The sequence below is a fragment of the Moorena sp. genome, assembly GCF_982860115.1.
This window is the reverse complement of sequence record NZ_CEYLVT010000014.1, coordinates 26,687-43,270: the sequence shown is the minus strand read 5'-3', so window position 1 is coordinate 43,270 and position 16,584 is coordinate 26,687. Positions and strand designations below refer to the sequence as shown.

The following is a 16,584-nucleotide window of genomic DNA, read 5'->3' as shown; positions in this document are numbered from 1 at the left end:
TTAAGGAGATTGAATAGGTCGAGGAGAACTAGACGGAGGCGTATTTTTCTTACATTGACTGGCTTGGGTAGGGGTTGGTGTAAAATTACGAGCCATCATAGGTAAAATCTCCTTTTCTCTTATCCATCCTTCCTGTCCCTGTGACACCAAGGTAGCAGAGGGTTTAGTCTGCTTAGAGTTTAACGGTACTGAGGATGAGCCAACTTTGGGGGAGCTAGCCATTTGATCCGATGGAATATCAGTTGTGTTGGTTCCGGGTGAGCAAACTCTTAATTTAATCCACCAAGTCTCTTCCTGAGGATACCTTTTTCTGGCAATAACCTGCAAAACGCTACCAGCAGGAACTCTCCCAAGGATTGATTGCTCTTGAGGGTTAACCAAAAGTTGTACAGTTTGACCCACTGTTCTAATAATATCTTGGTTTTTAATTAAGGCAGCTCGCTTAGCAGTGCTCCCGGAGTCAGGGGTTTGTCCTGGGATAGCTTTAGTTTCTGGACTCTGTCTAGGGGTGGTTTTAGAACCGGTTAGTTCTTGCCCCTTACCGAGACTAAAAACCCCACTCAGGAAGCGATTTATCTGTCCACTCGCCTTTAGACTCAACACTGGACTCAACAGATAAACGACTACCCCCCCTAACACCAACAGCACGAATATTCCCAACAACAGTCTGCCAGTCTTCTCAGGAGAGGTTGAAGCTGAATAATTAGGATTTTGGTCACCAGAGGCTTCCCCATCTTCGATCATGTTAAGTGTGAGCAACGCTGTTTTTTGTTCATCAATAGAAGCGGGTTGCTGATCACTCTTAACCTTTAACATGACCGTATTGTTGGTCTCGAGATTGCCAATGGATTCTAGCTGTGGGGGTGATAGTTGGATGGGCATCGAAGGTTGGCTTGGTGTGACTTGACAGTAAATCAACCCCACCGTGACATTGTCGTGGCCGTTTTTGGTATTAGCAAGTTCAATGATTCGTTCTGCTGCTTTTTTGATATCAATTTGACCGTCGAGAATGGGCAGGATTTCTGTTTCCCAGTACTGCTCGACTCGGTCATTGTCACTAAGACCATCAGAACACAGCAGAAACACACAATCTTCATCCAACACCAAGCGCTGTACAGTCGGGTGTAGTGTGGTTGATGAACCCATCCCTAAAGCTTGCACTAGGGCACCAGATGTTGGTTGTTGTAGAGCATGTCGGTAAAGGGTATATCCAAGCCGCACTTCTCTCGTGGCTAAATCATCATCTAGAGTAACTTGGTGACAACCATGGCGACTCACCCAATAGATTCTGCTATCCCCGACATGGGTAATGTATATTTCATGGGCATGGGTTCTAGCCATGACCAAGGTTGTGCCCATACGCTGCCGATCAAATCGGTTCTCATGATCATTGCGTTGGCTAATGGAGTCATTGGCAGCACAGACAGCATTTTCCAATTCCAGGCTTAGAGTGGTTGGGTTCCACACCTCCAGTTTAGCTGGCAGTTGTTTGAGCTGTTGTCGCAGAGTGTCAATTGCCAGTTGGGAGGCAATTTCACCACCTGCTTGTCCACCAATGCCATCGCAAACCATTGCGATCGCTTCTTTACCTCTCGAAGAGCTAATTAGCTTACCATTAGTAGGGTAGCAAGCGTCTTCATTGTGGCTACGACCCGGACCGGTATCGGTACGAGTGAGAGTCTTATAGGTTCTCGATTGCCATGAACGGCATTCAAACAACCCTTTCCCCAGTAATGCTAACAGCTGCTCTGATGTCTGGATCTGTCCTTTTGTAAGCTGGGAACAGAGTTGTTGGTAAAACTCACTAATCACAGGGGAAGCTCCCTGAAGCAGTTGTGACCACAGCTGACCCAGCTGTTTTAAGGTTGGTGCTGGCGTTTGATCACGCTGCAATTCCAACAACCTTAGCAAAGCTCCTTCCACCCGCACCAGGTTTGATTTCAGTAAGCTAGACGCTACCCCTTCTCGGCTCAACGGTTGCCATAGTGAAGCCCATTGCTGCAGCCAGTTGAGTTGGCGTATTGGTGAGGCATCTTTCCAGACGCTGGTCAGTTCTGGTGACAGTTGTCCAAGATTATTAATGTTCCCTGTTCCCTGAATTGGTACTCCTTCGAGTAACCAAATCTCTTTGTTATGCCTTGGCTTCGGTGTTAGCAGACCATACACTTGAGGCAGGTGTAATCCATAGGAAACCAGTCTCAAGTATGGGGTTATGGTTTGAGGAATCTCTAGTGGGGTCTCTGGCGGTACCGCTGGTTGAGTATCTAAAAGAACACGAGAGTGAATCAGGAGGTAGCGCTGAGCAATAAGTTCTCCCGGTTGATCGGCTTTTATGCCTGACCCAATAGCCCACAAGTATCGTCTGAGCAGCGGCGTGCGACATTTTTGGCAGAACTTGTTGGTCTGGGGATTGGGAGCCTGACATTGATGATTTGGGCAGTGGAGCGTTGCCGCCGGATTGTCCATGAAACTCTTTGCTGCTAAAGATAGCCTGATGGAACCGGGTTAACATTAGCACAGCTTTCTTTGAAGGAATTATGTGCCCACAAAGGAAGTGCCAAAATCAGCCCATTGATTAAAGATTGTAGCGCTTGACTTACGGGCTGGTTAATGTTCTACTTCTATAATGAATGAGTTGCGCTTAAACATTCGTTCGCAGCAATGGTTACCGAGCGGGTCTATGGGGAAGGTCAGAATTAAGTTTTATGTATTAGTCATTGCGCAATATTGATGGCGTACCCTCACTCATAGCACTACTCTTGATTAGCTCAGGCCAGATCAGCAAAAAGTAGGTCCACCAAAGCAGAATTGGTATAGCAGCTAGTACTGTTATCCAGATGGTTTTGAAAACCACCCATATACTTAGTATGATACCCGATCCGGTCAATAGTATTGACCAGGGTTGGCACCACCAAGGCTTATAACTCCAGGGATTGAATTTCTTTTGTGTAGACAAGATTAGTCTTCTAAGCTACCACGTCTTACTTATTTGTATTAAGCAGAGGATTGATTAATAAAAGCATGGAAAGGTCAAGTAGAACCAGCTACATTGTGGCGGGGGATGAAGGCAGACAGCCGATAAGCGTTATTCGCTGCCGTTGTGACTTGGTTTAAAAGCACCTTGTCAGCCTATCTGCGCTTTTCCTAATTCTGAGGTTCTACTTGGGGCAACCCCATACTGTAATTAATCACTCTGCTTTCGGTATTGTAGCTAATTTGTCCATTTTGCAAAAGCGATCGCACAAGGTGTTCTAGGTCAGAACCGATACGACGGAGGTTGTATTCGGTTAAATCAAATCCGCTGTAGGATTCAACCAACTCATCGAACTTCCGGTAAACCTGCTGTAGAGCGTCTTCATTCCAATTGAACTCGTTATCGGGGTCTATGTCTAAGGTTAAGACATTATCGCTCCCGACTAGTTCGTTATTTTTTACCTCTGCTGTATAGATTCGGACGTGACGAGTGGTGGACTTTAACAGCATCTATAAACCTCCTGCACACAAACTATATTTTTTCATCTTTTTAGGCATTAGTCAATGGTCACCATGTGAATTCCGGGGCAAACCAATCAAATAATTTAATAGTAGGTTTCCCTGCAACCGTAGACAGCAGTCCGCAAGCTGCTGTCTACGGTTGCCGTGTGGGCCATTGGCGCTACTTGATGTGATCGATATCTATTTTTTTCATTTTAATAAGGTACAAATTGTTGGGGAATCCGGAGTCGTAATTCCGAAGTAATGATTGTTTTTGATTTAATACGGAGTATGGTTTTCCGGGACTGCTAGTAAAAAATGTACCTCATTAATATGATATTTATTAGATACGCCTGAGTTTTAGCAGTGGTCTCCACGGGGGAAGAAAAATGAACAATACATGCACTAATGGAAGATCCTGGTACTCTAAAGGGAAAAACTATATTAAGTAAAGTCAAACACACTAATCCAATGTCATAGCTAAAAAAAATGTCTGGTACCATGGAAGATATTGCTAGACAAGCCCACCAGGGTAGCGTGGTGGCAATTATTCAAACACTGAATGAACGATTAGCCGATTTTGGGGTGAGAACTAGAGCCATTCTGGCTGATGGGGTCTTGCAAGTTTTGTGTGAAGCAGCAAAACCAGAACAGCTGGAACAGTCGATTCTAGTCAGTCAAATCCAGGAAATTCTGGAAGAAATTTCACCGCGTAACATTCGTCGTGTCAGGATCAACAGCCGCATCGTGCGAGAGGAACAATTACTCTGGTTAGAAGAAATTAGCCGTGACCCAGACAATCAGCTGTTATGGTACGAAGACATAACCCTTACTAGGCCAAATTTCTTCAAGCAACTGGCTCAAACCTTCAACAATCGCCAAAACCTACCGAGCCAGCAACTGGCTCTAACACCAGGATTTTCCCGTCAACTGAGCCAAAAAAAACTACCGAGTCAGCAACTGGTCTTACCGCCAGCTTCTTACAGTCAACTACGTAAAAAAGGTCGATTGCGGCAAGGTGTTGTGATTGGGTTAGGTTTGGGTTTATTCCTGATCCTAGTAGGTTGGTTACTGAATGATTGGTTTGGGAGGGAAATCGAATCCCTAAACCCAACTCAAGCCGACCATTGGGCAAAAGACCCAGCCAATTCTTCTTCCGAGGGATCTTCTAGTAATCCAGACCCCCCCTTTACTAGGGACCCCTTTACTGAGGCAATGCGCCTAGCTCAAGAAGCAGCCGCAGCAGGCGAAAGTGTCGAAACCTCAGCTCAATGGTTAGATGTGGCAGCTAAGTGGGAACGAGCATCAAATCTAATGGAGACGGTAAAACCTGATGACCAACGCTACCAGATAGCTCGTTATCGGGTTATACTTTATCGAAAAAACAGTGAGGAAGCTCAAAAACAAGCTAGAAAGAAGCGCTCTTAGTTGTGTTGAATTGAAGTTTTAAATCAGTTTTGTTTAAAAAACGGTATAAAAAGGTGCTCAAGGTGTTTAATCGGTGTTCAAAGTTAATCAATTTCAATCCCAGAGGTGCGACCCAAGGCCGCGAGCAATCCCTCGCGGCCTTGGAAAGCGTACCTTGGAGAGATTTCTGCAGTTTCTCAATTCTCTCCTGGGTTTCCAGGTACTAGTAGTCTACCCAACTCAGAGGCGCGCGCCTTTTGGTATTTTTACGCTCTGTGCTTAGGTCGAAACTCCAAAAAGCCCTCACCCAATCTACCGATCAAAATTAATTGGGTAAACGAATCTCAAACAGTAACCATTTTGATATCGCGGTGCGCGCCCATTCGCGCCCCGCGTCGGGCTTTGCCTAAAAGCGCTACCCAAGGCCGTCAGCAATACCTCACGACCTTGGAGGCGCGACAATCACGGGAATTAAATTCGACGACTGTAAGCGCACCGGGGGCAAGTTTAACTCAACTGTGACGATTACATAATGGAAGTTGTGCCACCGACCCACAGCTTCTCCTCTAACCAGAGTGATGATTGAACGGGTGTGTCGGTCGGTTGTCGTAAAAAACTCCAATCTCTTGATCAAAAGCACTCTGATGCCGGGAACACTAATCCTAGCGAGATTACTGTTTTAACAGTAGTTGCTCTAGTCAAGACCAGTATTCACAAGTTGTGCAACAAGCATAATGGATGCAGAAAGCGCGATTTTTGCCCCAAGAATAAATTCCATCAACTCCCGTCTCTCAGGTACATTTGAACCAACCTTTAGCCAGGAGCATCAAGGTTCACTCATGCCTTACCCGATAGAGTTAGCTCAGATCGGGCAACAAATTGCTAAGACGATACTAAATACCTCAGAAACGCAAACTCTGTTGGCGATGCTCGCCCAGACTATAGGAGAGAGTTTTCAGGTGGATAGCTGTTTAATTGGGGGGCTGGCTAACCCTAGCACTATACCCGAACTAGCCTGGTGGCGTGCTGATCAACACCTCGACCCAGAACACCGATACTACAAAAATCCAGTGCAACTGCTGGAACTCTTAACCACAGAGCATGACTTAGGCAGTGACTCAGTACTGGCAATTTCAGATTGGCAAAAATCCGATGCTTGGTCTAACTTAGATTTGGGTGAACAAGTGCTATCTGCCAGGGCAATACTGAAGACCTCCACAAAGTTTCAGTCTGTAGTCAACGGGGTAATTGTTTTAGGAAAAGCCCAGCCTTACCAATGGACAAAGACAGAGCAAGAACAGTTAATTGTTGTATCCCAATGGGTATCGGTAGCAATTTCTCAAGTTCAGCTAACCCAGCAAGTGAAGGCTGCTACTCGAGACCAAACTCTGCTCAACCAATTGAGTCAAGTGATGCATAGCTCTCTCAATCTCCTGGAGATTTTCCAGATAGCTACCACAGCTGTTGCTGAAGCACTTCAGGTGTCACGGGCACTACTGCTACTCTTAGATGAAACGAATCCCCTCTGTTGCACTCTACCAGGAAAGCATTCACCAAAACATGATCTGACAGTGGTTTGTGAATGGTTAAAGGAAACCTCTAGTACTGATCTATTTTCAAAAGGCGACGCACTGTTAAATAAATCCTTCCCAGTTTCTGAGTGTTCTTGGTACCAACAGGCTCTCAAGGAAGCCCCTGAACCGATAGTCATCACTCATAGACCAGATCACCCGATGGGTATTGCTGAGCACCAGAGCATCTCACTCCTAGATCAGAACCTAAAGCCAGGGTTACTGATCTGTCCTCTGGTTGGGGCAGATAATCATGGCTTACTATCCGTTAAGGTTTTGGGGTTCTTGGTCTTGCAAAATAGTCAACCTCGCCCTTGGCTAGAGAATGAAATCAACTTGGTCAAGTGGGTCAGTACACAAGTTAGTAGCACTATTATCCAAAATCAGACTCTCCAGCAAGTACAATCCCTTGTTGAAGAACGCACCGCTCAGTTACAACATAGTCTGAAAGTTCAGGCAGAGTTATACGAAAGAACTCGCCAGCAAATGGGTCAGTTAAAGGAATTAAATCGGCTCAAAGATGAATTTCTCAGTAGCATGAATCATGAGTTGCGGACACCTTTGACTGCAATGAGTCTAGCGATTCGGATGTTACGTCAACCCAAACTTGATCTTGAGCGTCGTGCCAAATATCTAGAAATCCTTGAGCAACAGTGTAATCAAGAAATTGAGCTAATTAACGACTTGTTGAGTCTACAGCAGCTGGAATCTGACCAGTCCCAACTGCAGCTGCAAAGAATTGACCTGATGCCGATGATTAAGCACTTGGCTAAATCCTTTGAGTACAAATGGGCGGAGAAAGGCTTAACCTTCACAATCAATAGTTCACTACAATCGCTGTTTATCAACACCGACGCTGAGAGCCTTAACCGTATCTTGTTGGAACTTTTAACCAATGCTGGTAAGTATTCTCACCCAAATACTACAGTGGTGATCGAGGTAACTGAGCAAATCCAGCAATCGGTTAAGCAGATTGTGATGAGTTTGAGCAATATTGGTCAGGGGATCTCTCCAGAAGACCTCAGACATATTTTTGATAAATTCCATCGCGGTCAGGGGATGACCCAAAAAGCAGTTCAGGGTACTGGTTTGGGTCTAGCGTTAGTAAAATGCTTAGTGCAGCATCTCAATGGCACAGTAGATGTCTCCACTGGCCCGTCTGACACTCCTCGCACGTCTCGGGTATCTTTCACAATTACTCTGCCCCAGGTTCAATCTTTTATGTAAAACTTAGTCATTAGTAAGTAAGAAAGCAAAACTAATGACTAATAGCTCGGAAAACTAACTGGGAACAATAGGTATTAAAGCGGATATGATCTGATTTATACTCCCGGATTGGATCGGAGTAACTATGAATAGCTGAGTATGCTCACAACTGATGCGCCCAAGCCACCACGTTGGCAACAACCTAACTATTCACCCCTGGCTCGCCAGATCGATATTTTTACTGCGGCAGCGCAGTTTATGGTTTATTTATGGTGGGACAAGGTATGGGCTAATAATTCCCCCAAGCAAAGAAATCGTCGAGCCCAGTGGTTAGTTAGAAAGCTCTTAGACTTAGGTCCAACGTTCATCAAGATTGGTCAGGCACTATCCACACGCCCTGATTTACTTAGCTTAGAATATGTGAATGCCTTGGCGCAATTACAAGATCGGATCCCAGAATTTAGTGTAACCCATGCAATAACTCTAATTGAATCAGAACTGGGTCACGACCTTCATAGTTTGTATCGGGATTTTGAGCATTTTCCTATAGCCGCTGCCAGTTTGGGACAAGTTCATAAAGCCCGATTGCACACTGGGGAAGATGTAGTCGTTAAGGTTCAGCGTCCTGGCTTAGAAAAGCTATTTAACCTAGATTTTGAGATTATCCATCGATTGATTCGTTTTGTCAATCGATTTGTTCCGGGAACCAGAAAATATGATTTGGATTCCATAACCCATGAGTTTTTTAACCTGCTATATCAAGAAATTGACTACATCCATGAAGGGAAGAATGCTGAGAGTTTTCGTCAAAATTTCACCAATTATCCTCGCATTAGTGTCCCGAAGGTCTACTGGCGATATACAACTAAAAAAGTTTTGACTATGGAGTATATGCCGGGGATTAAAATTGATGACCGTCAGACCCTGGAATCCCTCGGCATAAATCCTAAAGAAATTATTCAACTGGGAATTTGTTGCTACCTCAAGCAGTTATTACAAGATGGCTTTTTTCAGTCTGACCCTCATCCTGGAAATATGGCAGTCTCTGCAGATGGCAGTCTGATTTTCTATGACTTTGGCACAATGCTGGAGGTCAAGTCCATGACTCAAGACCAAATGCTCCAGACTTTTTTTGCTGTACTTCGTAAGGACACTGATCAGGTAGTTAATAGTTTAACTTACATGGGGTTAATTGAACCCATGTCAGATCTCAAGCCAGTCAAGCGATTAGTTGCTTTTCTACTGGAAAAATTTACCGAAAAGCCCATAGAATTACAAGCTTTTGAGGAAATAAGTAGCGAACTTTACTTAATGTTTGAGCAGCAACCTTTTCGCCTACCAGCACAACTGACATTTATTTTAAAGTCATTAACAACTCTTGATGGGATCGCTCGTGCCCTAGATCCCCAGTATAATTTGTTAGCTGCTACTGAGCCTTTTGTTAAAAGCCTGGCTGTTTTTCAAGGGCGGGGGAATATAGTGGGGGAACTAGCTAAACAAGCTAGGGATTTTGTTAAATATAACTTACGTAAGGCTAGCGCTACCGAATTAGCCATTCGACGCTTAGAAGAGCGGCTCGAGCTGGGAGAGTTACAATTACACGTGCGTTCTGTAGAAAGCGATCGCACTCTCAAGCAGATCACCCTTGCTCTAAAAAGCCTAATTTATGCTTGTTTAACTGGATTTACTCTGGTAGCTGGTACTATTTTCCTCTCAGGTCCTCATAGTGGATGGGCGATAGCCGCCTTTGCCTTTTCCGGATTCTGGTTTTTGATTTTGCTGCGTTCTCTGATTAACTTAGCCATTAGAGAAAGACTGGATAGATTAGCTCAAAGGTAGGCAATCTTATCTTAAATCGCCTACCTTCACTTCTTGCATTTTTTGTGGTATTTGTTTTGCTTTTTTATATACCCCCAAGGGAATTCGAATCCCTGTCGCCTCCGTGAAAGGGAGGTGTCCTAGGCCTCTAGACGATGGGGGCTTGTTGATTTCACTTTTATAAGTGTAGTGGATATTTTGGTTTGTGTCAAGTGTTTGATCAGGAAAATTTTTTCCACTCCCGTTACTTGATACTATTGCGCAACTGCTCTAGGCGCTGTTGAGCCTTGGCATCTAAGGAATTGACTAAAAAACGACCACGAGAGGATTTCTGTGGTCGGTATTTGCGGCGGGTTCGACGAGCTGTGAATTCAACATCGCTGAGCAATTGCTGGGAAGACATACATTGAGCACCATACCCCACAACCGTCAATTGCTCTGCCCGATCTGAGGTAGCGACGATCAGACGTTTAGTGGGCTTAACAAGATTGGTTCTATAGGAGGCGCAAAATTTTTCGATGTAAGTGTCTGCTGTCTCCCCAAAATCGGTGTAGTAAACCGATAAGTGATTAGTTATCACCTCACGACTGTTAGGGGTATTGAGTGAGTGAGCATCAAAGACAATCTCAGTGTCATAGCCGACAAAGGCACTGTAATTGGCTAGGGTCTCAATTAACTCTTGGCGAGAACTCATGAGACCATCACGATCACGGGTATTTTTCAGGAAAGACCAAGACCCAATGACGTTATAGCCATCAACTAGTAAAATAGCCAGCGGTGAAGAACAAGACATTTTCCATGGGACTATACTACTTACAGTCCCTATGGACTGCTCATATTGGCCACAATAAATTTAACATTTCTTTATATTAGTATAAATTGCACTTGATCAAAAGGCAAAAGGATTGAGCAAAAATGACACTCAACATTTAATTATTAACATATATGATTTTATAATCACATTATTGTGTATTATAAATAACATTTAGTATTTAACAGTTAGCCGATTACTAATCCTAGGACTTTCCGGAAACTTCCGGAGAATCATTGATTAGGACTTACTAGTCTTTGCTTGAGGCGTTCCGGTTGACCTTGGTCAATTACCCGACCCTGGTCTAACAAAAATGCTCCATCACAATAATCCAGCTCATCCAAACGGTGGGTAACCCAAATGGCTGTCAATCCTCGACTTTTGACTAAATTTCGTACTTGTGACACTAAATCCATCTGGGTATCTGGATCGAGTAGGGCAGTGGGTTCATCTAACAATAAAATCTCGCACTGTCTTGCGATCGCACCAGCAATCGCAATTCGCTGCTTCTGACCACCACTGAGGGCATAGATCGGGCGTCGTTCTAGCTCTAGTAAATTCACCGCAGCTAGAGCTTCTTTTACCCGGGCTTGAACTTGAGCTAGGTCGAGCTTTTCGGCTACCAGTCCAAAGGCTACATCGGCACCTACGGTAGGCATCACTAGCTGATGATCAGGATTCTGGAAAACAAAACCTGGTGAACCGGCTAGGTAAATGTCACCGGATTGGGGGGACAATAAACCAGCCAGTAATCTCAGTAAGGTTGATTTACCACTGCCATTGGTTCCCAAGAGCATCCAAAATTCCCCCTTAGGGACTTCCAGGGAGCAAGATTGCAACACTGTCCCCCCTTTAGGCCAGTTGAAGCCAACCTCTGTTACTTGAATTGCTGGTTGAGTCATCAGATCTCTTGCTCCATGCTTTTATTCAGCTATGGCAAAGAAGCCGGGAGTACGTCCTGAGCCTGTGGCTCCAGATTTTTGAGAAATCACTGCTGCACTGATCTGATCGCTGAGAACGCCAATTTTCTTCTCTGACTGGTGATCGCAGCTGAGTTCTAGCAACTGAGGATGCCCAGAGCGCATGGCTGTCAAAATTTCCTGGTAGGTCGCTTGCGCCTCTTCTTCTGACTTACGTTGCACAGATAGTGGCATGGGTGTATTTCTTAGAATCAAGTCAATGGTGAACATGGAGTATCAAGCCGTAGCGCGTTCTATTAATGTACTTCTTTTTCTTATCTTAGACCCCAGCCCAAACCACCGTGTATAGCAGTATCTTGGGTGCAGTTATTACCTAATTTTTTTTTAGGGGGTAGCAAAATTAAGAATTATGACATATTATGATAGTTATATTAGACGAAGTTTACTTTTCTTTACTTAGACTCCCTTTAATAAAGAAAGTAAGTCGCCTTACCGTACTTATATATATCTGGAGATCCTTGCTATGACAGTAGCAGTAGGACGCGCCCCCAGCACCAGAGGATGGTTTGACATCCTCGATGACTGGCTCAAGCGCGATCGCTTTGTATTCGTCGGCTGGTCCGGCATTCTGTTGTTCCCCTGTGCCTACATGGCGTTAGGGGGCTGGCTAACTGGTACCACCTTTGTTACCTCTTGGTACAGCCACGGCTTAGCCTCTTCTTACCTAGAAGGCTGTAACTTCCTGACCGTAGCAGTGTCCTCTCCTCCCAACAGCCTGGGACATTCCCTGCTGTTGTTGTGGGGACCAGAAGCCCAAGGAGACTTGACCCGCTGGTTCCAACTAGGAGGGTTGTGGAGCTTCGTGGCATTCCACGGAGCATTTGGTCTGATTGGGTTCATGCTGCGGCAATTTGAAATTGCTCGTCTAGTAGGCATTAGACCCTACAATGCGATCGCATTCAGTGCGCCGATAGCAGTATTTGTCAGCGTGTTCCTGATGTACCCATTGGGACAGTCCAGCTGGTTCTTTGCTCCTAGCTTCGGAGTAGCTGGTATCTTCCGTTTCATCCTGTTCCTGCAAGGCTTCCACAACTGGACACTGAATCCCTTCCACATGATGGGCGTAGCCGGGGTACTCGGTGGTGCTCTGCTGTGTGCTATTCATGGGGCAACGGTGGAAAATACCCTGTTCCAGGATGGAGATAAAGCCAACACCTTCCGGGCGTTCAACCCGACCCAAGCGGAAGAGACCTACTCAATGGTCACCGCCAACCGCTTCTGGTCTCAAATCTTCGGGATTGCTTTCTCTAACAAGCGCTGGTTACACTTCTTCATGTTGTTTGTGCCAGTAACTGGCTTGTGGATGAGTGCAGTAGGAATTGTAGGTTTAGCATTGAACCTGCGAGCCTATGACTTCGTGTCTCAGGAAATCCGGGCAGCAGAAGACCCAGAGTTTGAAACCTTCTACACTAAGAACATTTTGCTGAACGAGGGTCTGCGGGCTTGGATGGCTCCGGCAGACCAACCTCACCAAAACTTTGAGTTCCCTGAGGAAGTACTGCCTCGTGGTAACGCTCTGTAAGACTCCAAGGCTGATCCCGAATTAAGCTTAGCGCTTGGATTTGCTCAAAGCCCCGCCAGAAGGTGGGGCTTTGAGCAGTTCTAGAAACAGACAACTGGAACCCTCTGAGCAATAGACAGGCGAATTTATCATTAGGTTAGTTTGCAGAGGTTGCAATTTGAGCGATAGTCTGTTAACTTAAGGAAAGGTTAGTATACAGCTAGAAAAAATGTCGCAGAGTCTACCAAAAAATCTGATTATTTGTTAGACTTAAATTAGGTGAACACCGACAGGGATTATTATGTAACTTAAATTAAAGCCGAAAACCAAGGGTTTAATAGTTGCGCTCTATATCCCGGTGGAACCAACTTTTATGACATTTTTATGGCGCTCACGGGATGTTCCGTCAGAGCTTTGGGAGATACCCCCTGGATGCGATTGCATCTTGCATTGGCGAGCTAGGGTCTGCCTTTGGTAGACTTTGGTAGCTAAAAAGTATCGGTAATAATCCTGGAAAAGTACAAAAAAACCGCTTAGGGATTAAAGGAGGTGATGCCCATGGAAGATAGTAGTAAAATAATGGGTCATCTGGTTGGAGTTAGCCGGCTGTGCGCCGGGGCTGTTCTCTAGGAGTTAGCTAGATTTTCTACGGAGAATCTATATGACTGCTTAGGCAGGGCTACCTAAGAGTTCCTCTCGGCAGCCTGGTTTCAATCAGAAGACCCGCTAGACCGCTCTCACACCACGTGTTATGGATTAGCCAAAACACTAGCCGTGAGAGCGGATAGTTTTTTGCATGGGATTGTTTAAGCAGTGCATCTAAAAATCATGGATCAACTACTCAGCGATGCAGAAATTCAAGCCAAGGCGAGTCAGCTAAAAGACTGGAGTGTGGAAGGTAAAACCCTGCGTAGTAAAAAGACATTCAAGGGTTTTGTAGAAGCGATCGCGTTTGTGAATAAACTTGTTGAACCATCTGAAGTTGCAGAACACCATCCTGACCTAGAGATTTCCTACAATAAGGTAACGATTACTCTAACCACTCATGATAGTGGTGGCTTAACCTCAAAAGATTTTGACCTAGCGCAAGTTATTTCAGAGCTGGGTTAATATCCTTTCAATAACTCTTGGGTAAGTGACAATTGCTTTAGCAATAGACCCGCACCTAGCGCAGAAGTTCATTCACAGGCATTGGCAAAAAAGTTGGTGTAGCACTTTGTCCATAAAGGCTATAGTATAAGAATTGTTCCTCTAATAAATTGTTCCTGTAATAGGTTAATAGGTTTCATCGCTGCGGGCGCTGATTCTTATCTAAACCGCGAGAAATCCTGTACTTTACCGTATAGCGTAAGTGTAGGGATGGAGCGCGGGGCAAGGGTCGGAACAGAGCTTCATGATGCGATGTACTAGGGATAGTAGGGAAAAACAAATTAAGAGCTAACCGCCACCTACACGCCTGAACCTTGACAACCACCGAATATTGGGTTCCATTCAGAAAAAACTTGATAGTTTGAGTTATCTGTGGATGGGTAAAATTCCAGCAGTACAAAGTAAATAGAACTTTTTTGTATTGTTCCGGTGCGGAGGGGCATCCCGTGTCGTTAATAAAGCTTACCGTTCGCGTAGCGTGGCCTACGGCCTTGTAACCGAACGCGCCCCGCGTCGGGCAAAGCCCGATAGCAGTAGCTGGTGTTGGTAAGAAGCCCGCGCTGTCGCGTGTTTAGCAGCGTCGGGAGTATGTCACCATCCTCCGTGATTGATCCGGGGGAAAGTTCAATACAATAATTGTAAAGGTGTGAGGATTAAGAGAAGATGTCTAAACTACTGTTGAAGTCCCTACTGATAAGTCCTGCTGTAGTGGGTGCTGCTCTCGGCTTTGGTACCAATCAGGTACAGGCAGCCAACAATGCCAACTCGTTAACGGCTGAGAGTAAAATTACCACAGAAGCTGCCCCACGTCAAGCTGTCCCAGTAAAGACACTTGCGATTGCGGCGGCCCCCACTGCCCCAGAAGTAAAGGATACGGCAGTTTTTTCCACGAAGATGGGCTCTACCTTGGGTGAGGGAACATCAACCCTAGTTCCTAAGGTAGACGTACCGGAGGCGGAAACAAAAATAGCCCAAGCCGTACCCTCAGCATCAGATAACAGCCAGCTGTTAAATCAAATTCAACGCTACGGTAAAGAAGGTAGTAACAGCCAAGATCAGGTAACTAGCGTTTCCCAACTGCGGGATGTTTCCCCTGGAGACTGGGCTTATGAAGCTCTGCGTAGTCTGGTAGAGCGCTACGGTTGTATCGCTGGTTACCCAAACCGCACATTCCGTGGCAACCGTGCTACCACCCGTTATGAATTTGCGGCTGGCTTGAACGCTTGTTTGAACCAGATTGAGCGTTTAATTGCTGCTAGTACGGCTGACTTTATTACCCGTGAAGACTTAGAAACGCTGCAACGGCTGATTCAAGAGTTTGAGGCAGAACTGGCTACCCTCGGAGCACGGGTCGATAACCTCGAAGGTCGAGTCGCATTCCTAGAGGATCACCAATTCTCCACTACTACGAAACTGGAAGGGGAAGTGATATTCGCTCTGACCAATAACTTTGGTGATTTTGGGGAAGATGACAATAACCAAGTTGTCTTTGGTGACCGGGTTCGTTTAGTTCTCGACACCAGCTTCACCGGTGAAGACAGTTTGGTAACTCGTCTGAGTGCTGGTAACCTGAATGCCTTTACACAGGGGGGTGACATTGCCCCAGAACTCGTACAGACCTTTAACACTGAAATTGATGGTACTGGTGACGGGAACGATATAGGGGTTGACTGGTTAGCCTATTACGGTGACATTCCTATTGGTCCGTTTGGTCAAGTATCAACTTACATTGCTGCCTTTGGTGGTCGGCATGATGATTACGTTCCTACACTCAATCCCTATTTCCAAGACTTCGATGGTGGTAGTGGCTCTCTATCCACGTTTTCTCAACAAAACCCCATCTATCGGATTGGTGGTGGTGCTGGTTTAGGAGTTAGCTTCCAACTTGGTTTACTAGAGAGCGTGATTGGACCAAGTACTATCACACTGGGTTACCTAGCTGGCAATGCGTCAGATCCTGATGAAGGGGCAGGTCTGTTCAATGGTGACTATTCTGCCTTGGGTCAGTTGAACTTCAACGTCAACGACCGGATTGGTGTGGGCTTTACTTACGTCCATGGTTTCCATAAAGAGGATAGTGCCATATTCAGCAAAGGCGCTGGAACAGATGGTATCGTAGGTACCCGTGCTGCCAACTTGAATCAAGAAGCACTTCTTGCTAGTCGTCTAAATGATTCAGCTGACAAGGTAACCAACTCCTACGGAGCAGAATTAGCGTTTCGCCTCACCGACAAGATTTCCTTTAGTGGATTTTTCAACTACACCGATGTGATTGTCATTGGTGAAGGTGGTGGAGAAATTTGGAGTTATGGCGGTGGTTTAGCCTTCCCCGATTTTGGAAAAGAAGGTAGTGTGTTAGGTTTCTTTGGTGGTGCAGTGCCCTATTCGGATTTGAATGAGATTGAGACCCCCATTCACATCGAAGGTTTCTACAAGTATCAGCTATCCGATAATATCTCTATCACTCCTGGTGTGATCTGGGTGATTAATCCAGAGCAGAGTGATGATAATGATGATGCTGTGATTGGTACTATCAGAACCACATTCACATTCTAAAGACCCTGGCTAATTACCCAAGGACTATTGAGAATTAGTTAGCTTCCGGCAAAAGAAGCCCCACATCTCAATGCGCATTGAGATGTGGGGCTTCTTTTGCACAGAGTCTTC

The 16,584-nt window shown here is 45.4% G+C and carries 12 protein-coding genes and 1 tRNA gene; 6 read left to right on the top strand and 7 right to left on the bottom strand.

Going from position 1 to position 16,584, the window contains the following annotated elements:
• From AC4II3_RS04495 to AC4II3_RS04485, 3 genes are all read right to left on the bottom strand, one after another.
• On the bottom strand, nt 1-2,466 hold the full coding sequence (locus AC4II3_RS04495; protein WP_488008998.1) for a PP2C family protein-serine/threonine phosphatase: 2,466 nt from the start codon (nt 2,464-2,466) through the stop codon (nt 1-3).
• Between the two features lie 244 nt (nt 2,467-2,710).
• Nucleotides 2,711-2,956 carry a DUF6737 family protein gene (locus AC4II3_RS04490; RefSeq protein WP_488009000.1) on the bottom strand — a complete coding sequence of 82 codons (246 nt, stop codon included), beginning with the start codon at nt 2,954-2,956 and terminating at the stop codon, nt 2,711-2,713.
• A 188-nt stretch (nt 2,957-3,144) separates the two neighbouring features.
• A complete protein-coding gene (locus AC4II3_RS04485; protein ID WP_293072835.1) occupies nt 3,145-3,483 on the bottom strand; it encodes an NAD(P)H-quinone oxidoreductase subunit M in 339 nt (112 codons plus the stop codon).
• 480 nt (nt 3,484-3,963) lie between these two features.
• Here AC4II3_RS04485 and AC4II3_RS04480 point away from each other — a divergent pair, with 480 nt between their 5' ends.
• The 3 genes from AC4II3_RS04480 (at nt 3,964) to AC4II3_RS04470 (ending at nt 9,497) form a co-directional block, all read left to right on the top strand.
• Complete coding sequence (locus AC4II3_RS04480; protein ID WP_488009002.1) at nt 3,964-4,902, top strand: hypothetical protein; 939 nt, start codon at nt 3,964-3,966, stop codon at nt 4,900-4,902.
• 713 nt (nt 4,903-5,615) lie between these two features.
• Nucleotides 5,616-7,679: a sensor histidine kinase gene (locus tag AC4II3_RS04475; RefSeq protein WP_488009004.1), complete on the top strand. Its 2,064-nt coding sequence runs from the start codon at nt 5,616-5,618 to the stop codon at nt 7,677-7,679.
• A gap of 138 nt (nt 7,680-7,817) precedes the next feature.
• The gene (locus AC4II3_RS04470; protein WP_488029194.1) at nt 7,818-9,497 is read left to right on the top strand and encodes an ABC1 kinase family protein; all 1,680 of its coding nucleotides are present in this window, start codon (nt 7,818-7,820) and stop codon (nt 9,495-9,497) included.
• A gap of 69 nt (nt 9,498-9,566) precedes the next feature.
• On the opposite strand, the gene AC4II3_RS04465 is transcribed toward AC4II3_RS04470, so the two are convergent.
• The 4 genes from AC4II3_RS04465 to AC4II3_RS04450 all read right to left on the bottom strand — a co-directional run bounded on the left by AC4II3_RS04465 (nt 9,567) and on the right by AC4II3_RS04450 (nt 11,477).
• Nucleotides 9,567-9,639: transfer RNA gene (locus tag AC4II3_RS04465), tRNA-Glu, on the bottom strand.
• Nucleotides 9,640-9,720: 81 nt separating this feature from the next.
• Nucleotides 9,721-10,269, bottom strand: a complete 549-nt coding sequence (locus AC4II3_RS04460; RefSeq protein WP_488017126.1) for an NYN domain-containing protein — start codon at nt 10,267-10,269, stop codon at nt 9,721-9,723.
• Nucleotides 10,270-10,520: 251 nt separating this feature from the next.
• Nucleotides 10,521-11,189 (bottom strand): energy-coupling factor ABC transporter ATP-binding protein, encoded by a 669-nt coding sequence (locus AC4II3_RS04455; RefSeq protein WP_488017128.1) that lies wholly within the window; start codon nt 11,187-11,189, stop codon nt 10,521-10,523.
• Between the two features lie 21 nt (nt 11,190-11,210).
• The gene (locus AC4II3_RS04450; protein ID WP_293072817.1) at nt 11,211-11,477 is read right to left on the bottom strand and encodes a UPF0367 protein family; all 267 of its coding nucleotides are present in this window, start codon (nt 11,475-11,477) and stop codon (nt 11,211-11,213) included.
• A gap of 253 nt (nt 11,478-11,730) precedes the next feature.
• On the opposite strand from AC4II3_RS04450, the gene psbD reads away from it, so the two are divergent.
• From psbD to AC4II3_RS04435, 3 genes are all read left to right on the top strand, one after another.
• Nucleotides 11,731-12,789 (top strand): photosystem II D2 protein (photosystem q(a) protein), encoded by a 1,059-nt coding sequence (gene psbD, locus AC4II3_RS04445; protein WP_488029193.1) that lies wholly within the window; start codon nt 11,731-11,733, stop codon nt 12,787-12,789.
• An 807-nt stretch (nt 12,790-13,596) separates the two neighbouring features.
• Nucleotides 13,597-13,878, top strand: coding sequence for a 4a-hydroxytetrahydrobiopterin dehydratase (locus tag AC4II3_RS04440; RefSeq protein ID WP_488008888.1), 282 nt, complete (start codon nt 13,597-13,599; stop codon nt 13,876-13,878).
• 702 nt (nt 13,879-14,580) lie between these two features.
• Nucleotides 14,581-16,473: an iron uptake porin gene (locus tag AC4II3_RS04435; protein ID WP_488008886.1), complete on the top strand. Its 1,893-nt coding sequence runs from the start codon at nt 14,581-14,583 to the stop codon at nt 16,471-16,473.
• Nucleotides 16,474-16,584 lie beyond the last annotated feature (111 nt).

What these genes read in the sequence shown, in the direction of transcription:
- AC4II3_RS04495 (WP_488008998.1), bottom strand. Translation starts at nt 2,466, where the DNA reads ATGGACAATCCGGCGGCAACGCTCCACTGCCCAAATCATCAATGTCAG.
- AC4II3_RS04485 (WP_293072835.1), bottom strand. Translation starts at nt 3,483, where the DNA reads ATGCTGTTAAAGTCCACCACTCGTCACGTCCGAATCTATACAGCAGAG.
- AC4II3_RS04480 (WP_488009002.1), top strand. Translation starts at nt 3,964, where the DNA reads ATGTCTGGTACCATGGAAGATATTGCTAGACAAGCCCACCAGGGTAGC.
- AC4II3_RS04475 (WP_488009004.1), top strand. Translation starts at nt 5,616, where the DNA reads ATGGATGCAGAAAGCGCGATTTTTGCCCCAAGAATAAATTCCATCAAC.
- AC4II3_RS04470 (WP_488029194.1), top strand. Translation starts at nt 7,818, where the DNA reads ATGCTCACAACTGATGCGCCCAAGCCACCACGTTGGCAACAACCTAAC.
- AC4II3_RS04460 (WP_488017126.1), bottom strand. Translation starts at nt 10,269, where the DNA reads ATGTCTTGTTCTTCACCGCTGGCTATTTTACTAGTTGATGGCTATAAC.
- AC4II3_RS04455 (WP_488017128.1), bottom strand. Translation starts at nt 11,189, where the DNA reads ATGACTCAACCAGCAATTCAAGTAACAGAGGTTGGCTTCAACTGGCCT.
- AC4II3_RS04450 (WP_293072817.1), bottom strand. Translation starts at nt 11,477, where the DNA reads ATGTTCACCATTGACTTGATTCTAAGAAATACACCCATGCCACTATCT.
- psbD (WP_488029193.1), top strand. Translation starts at nt 11,731, where the DNA reads ATGACAGTAGCAGTAGGACGCGCCCCCAGCACCAGAGGATGGTTTGAC.
- AC4II3_RS04440 (WP_488008888.1), top strand. Translation starts at nt 13,597, where the DNA reads ATGGATCAACTACTCAGCGATGCAGAAATTCAAGCCAAGGCGAGTCAG.
- AC4II3_RS04435 (WP_488008886.1), top strand. Translation starts at nt 14,581, where the DNA reads ATGTCTAAACTACTGTTGAAGTCCCTACTGATAAGTCCTGCTGTAGTG.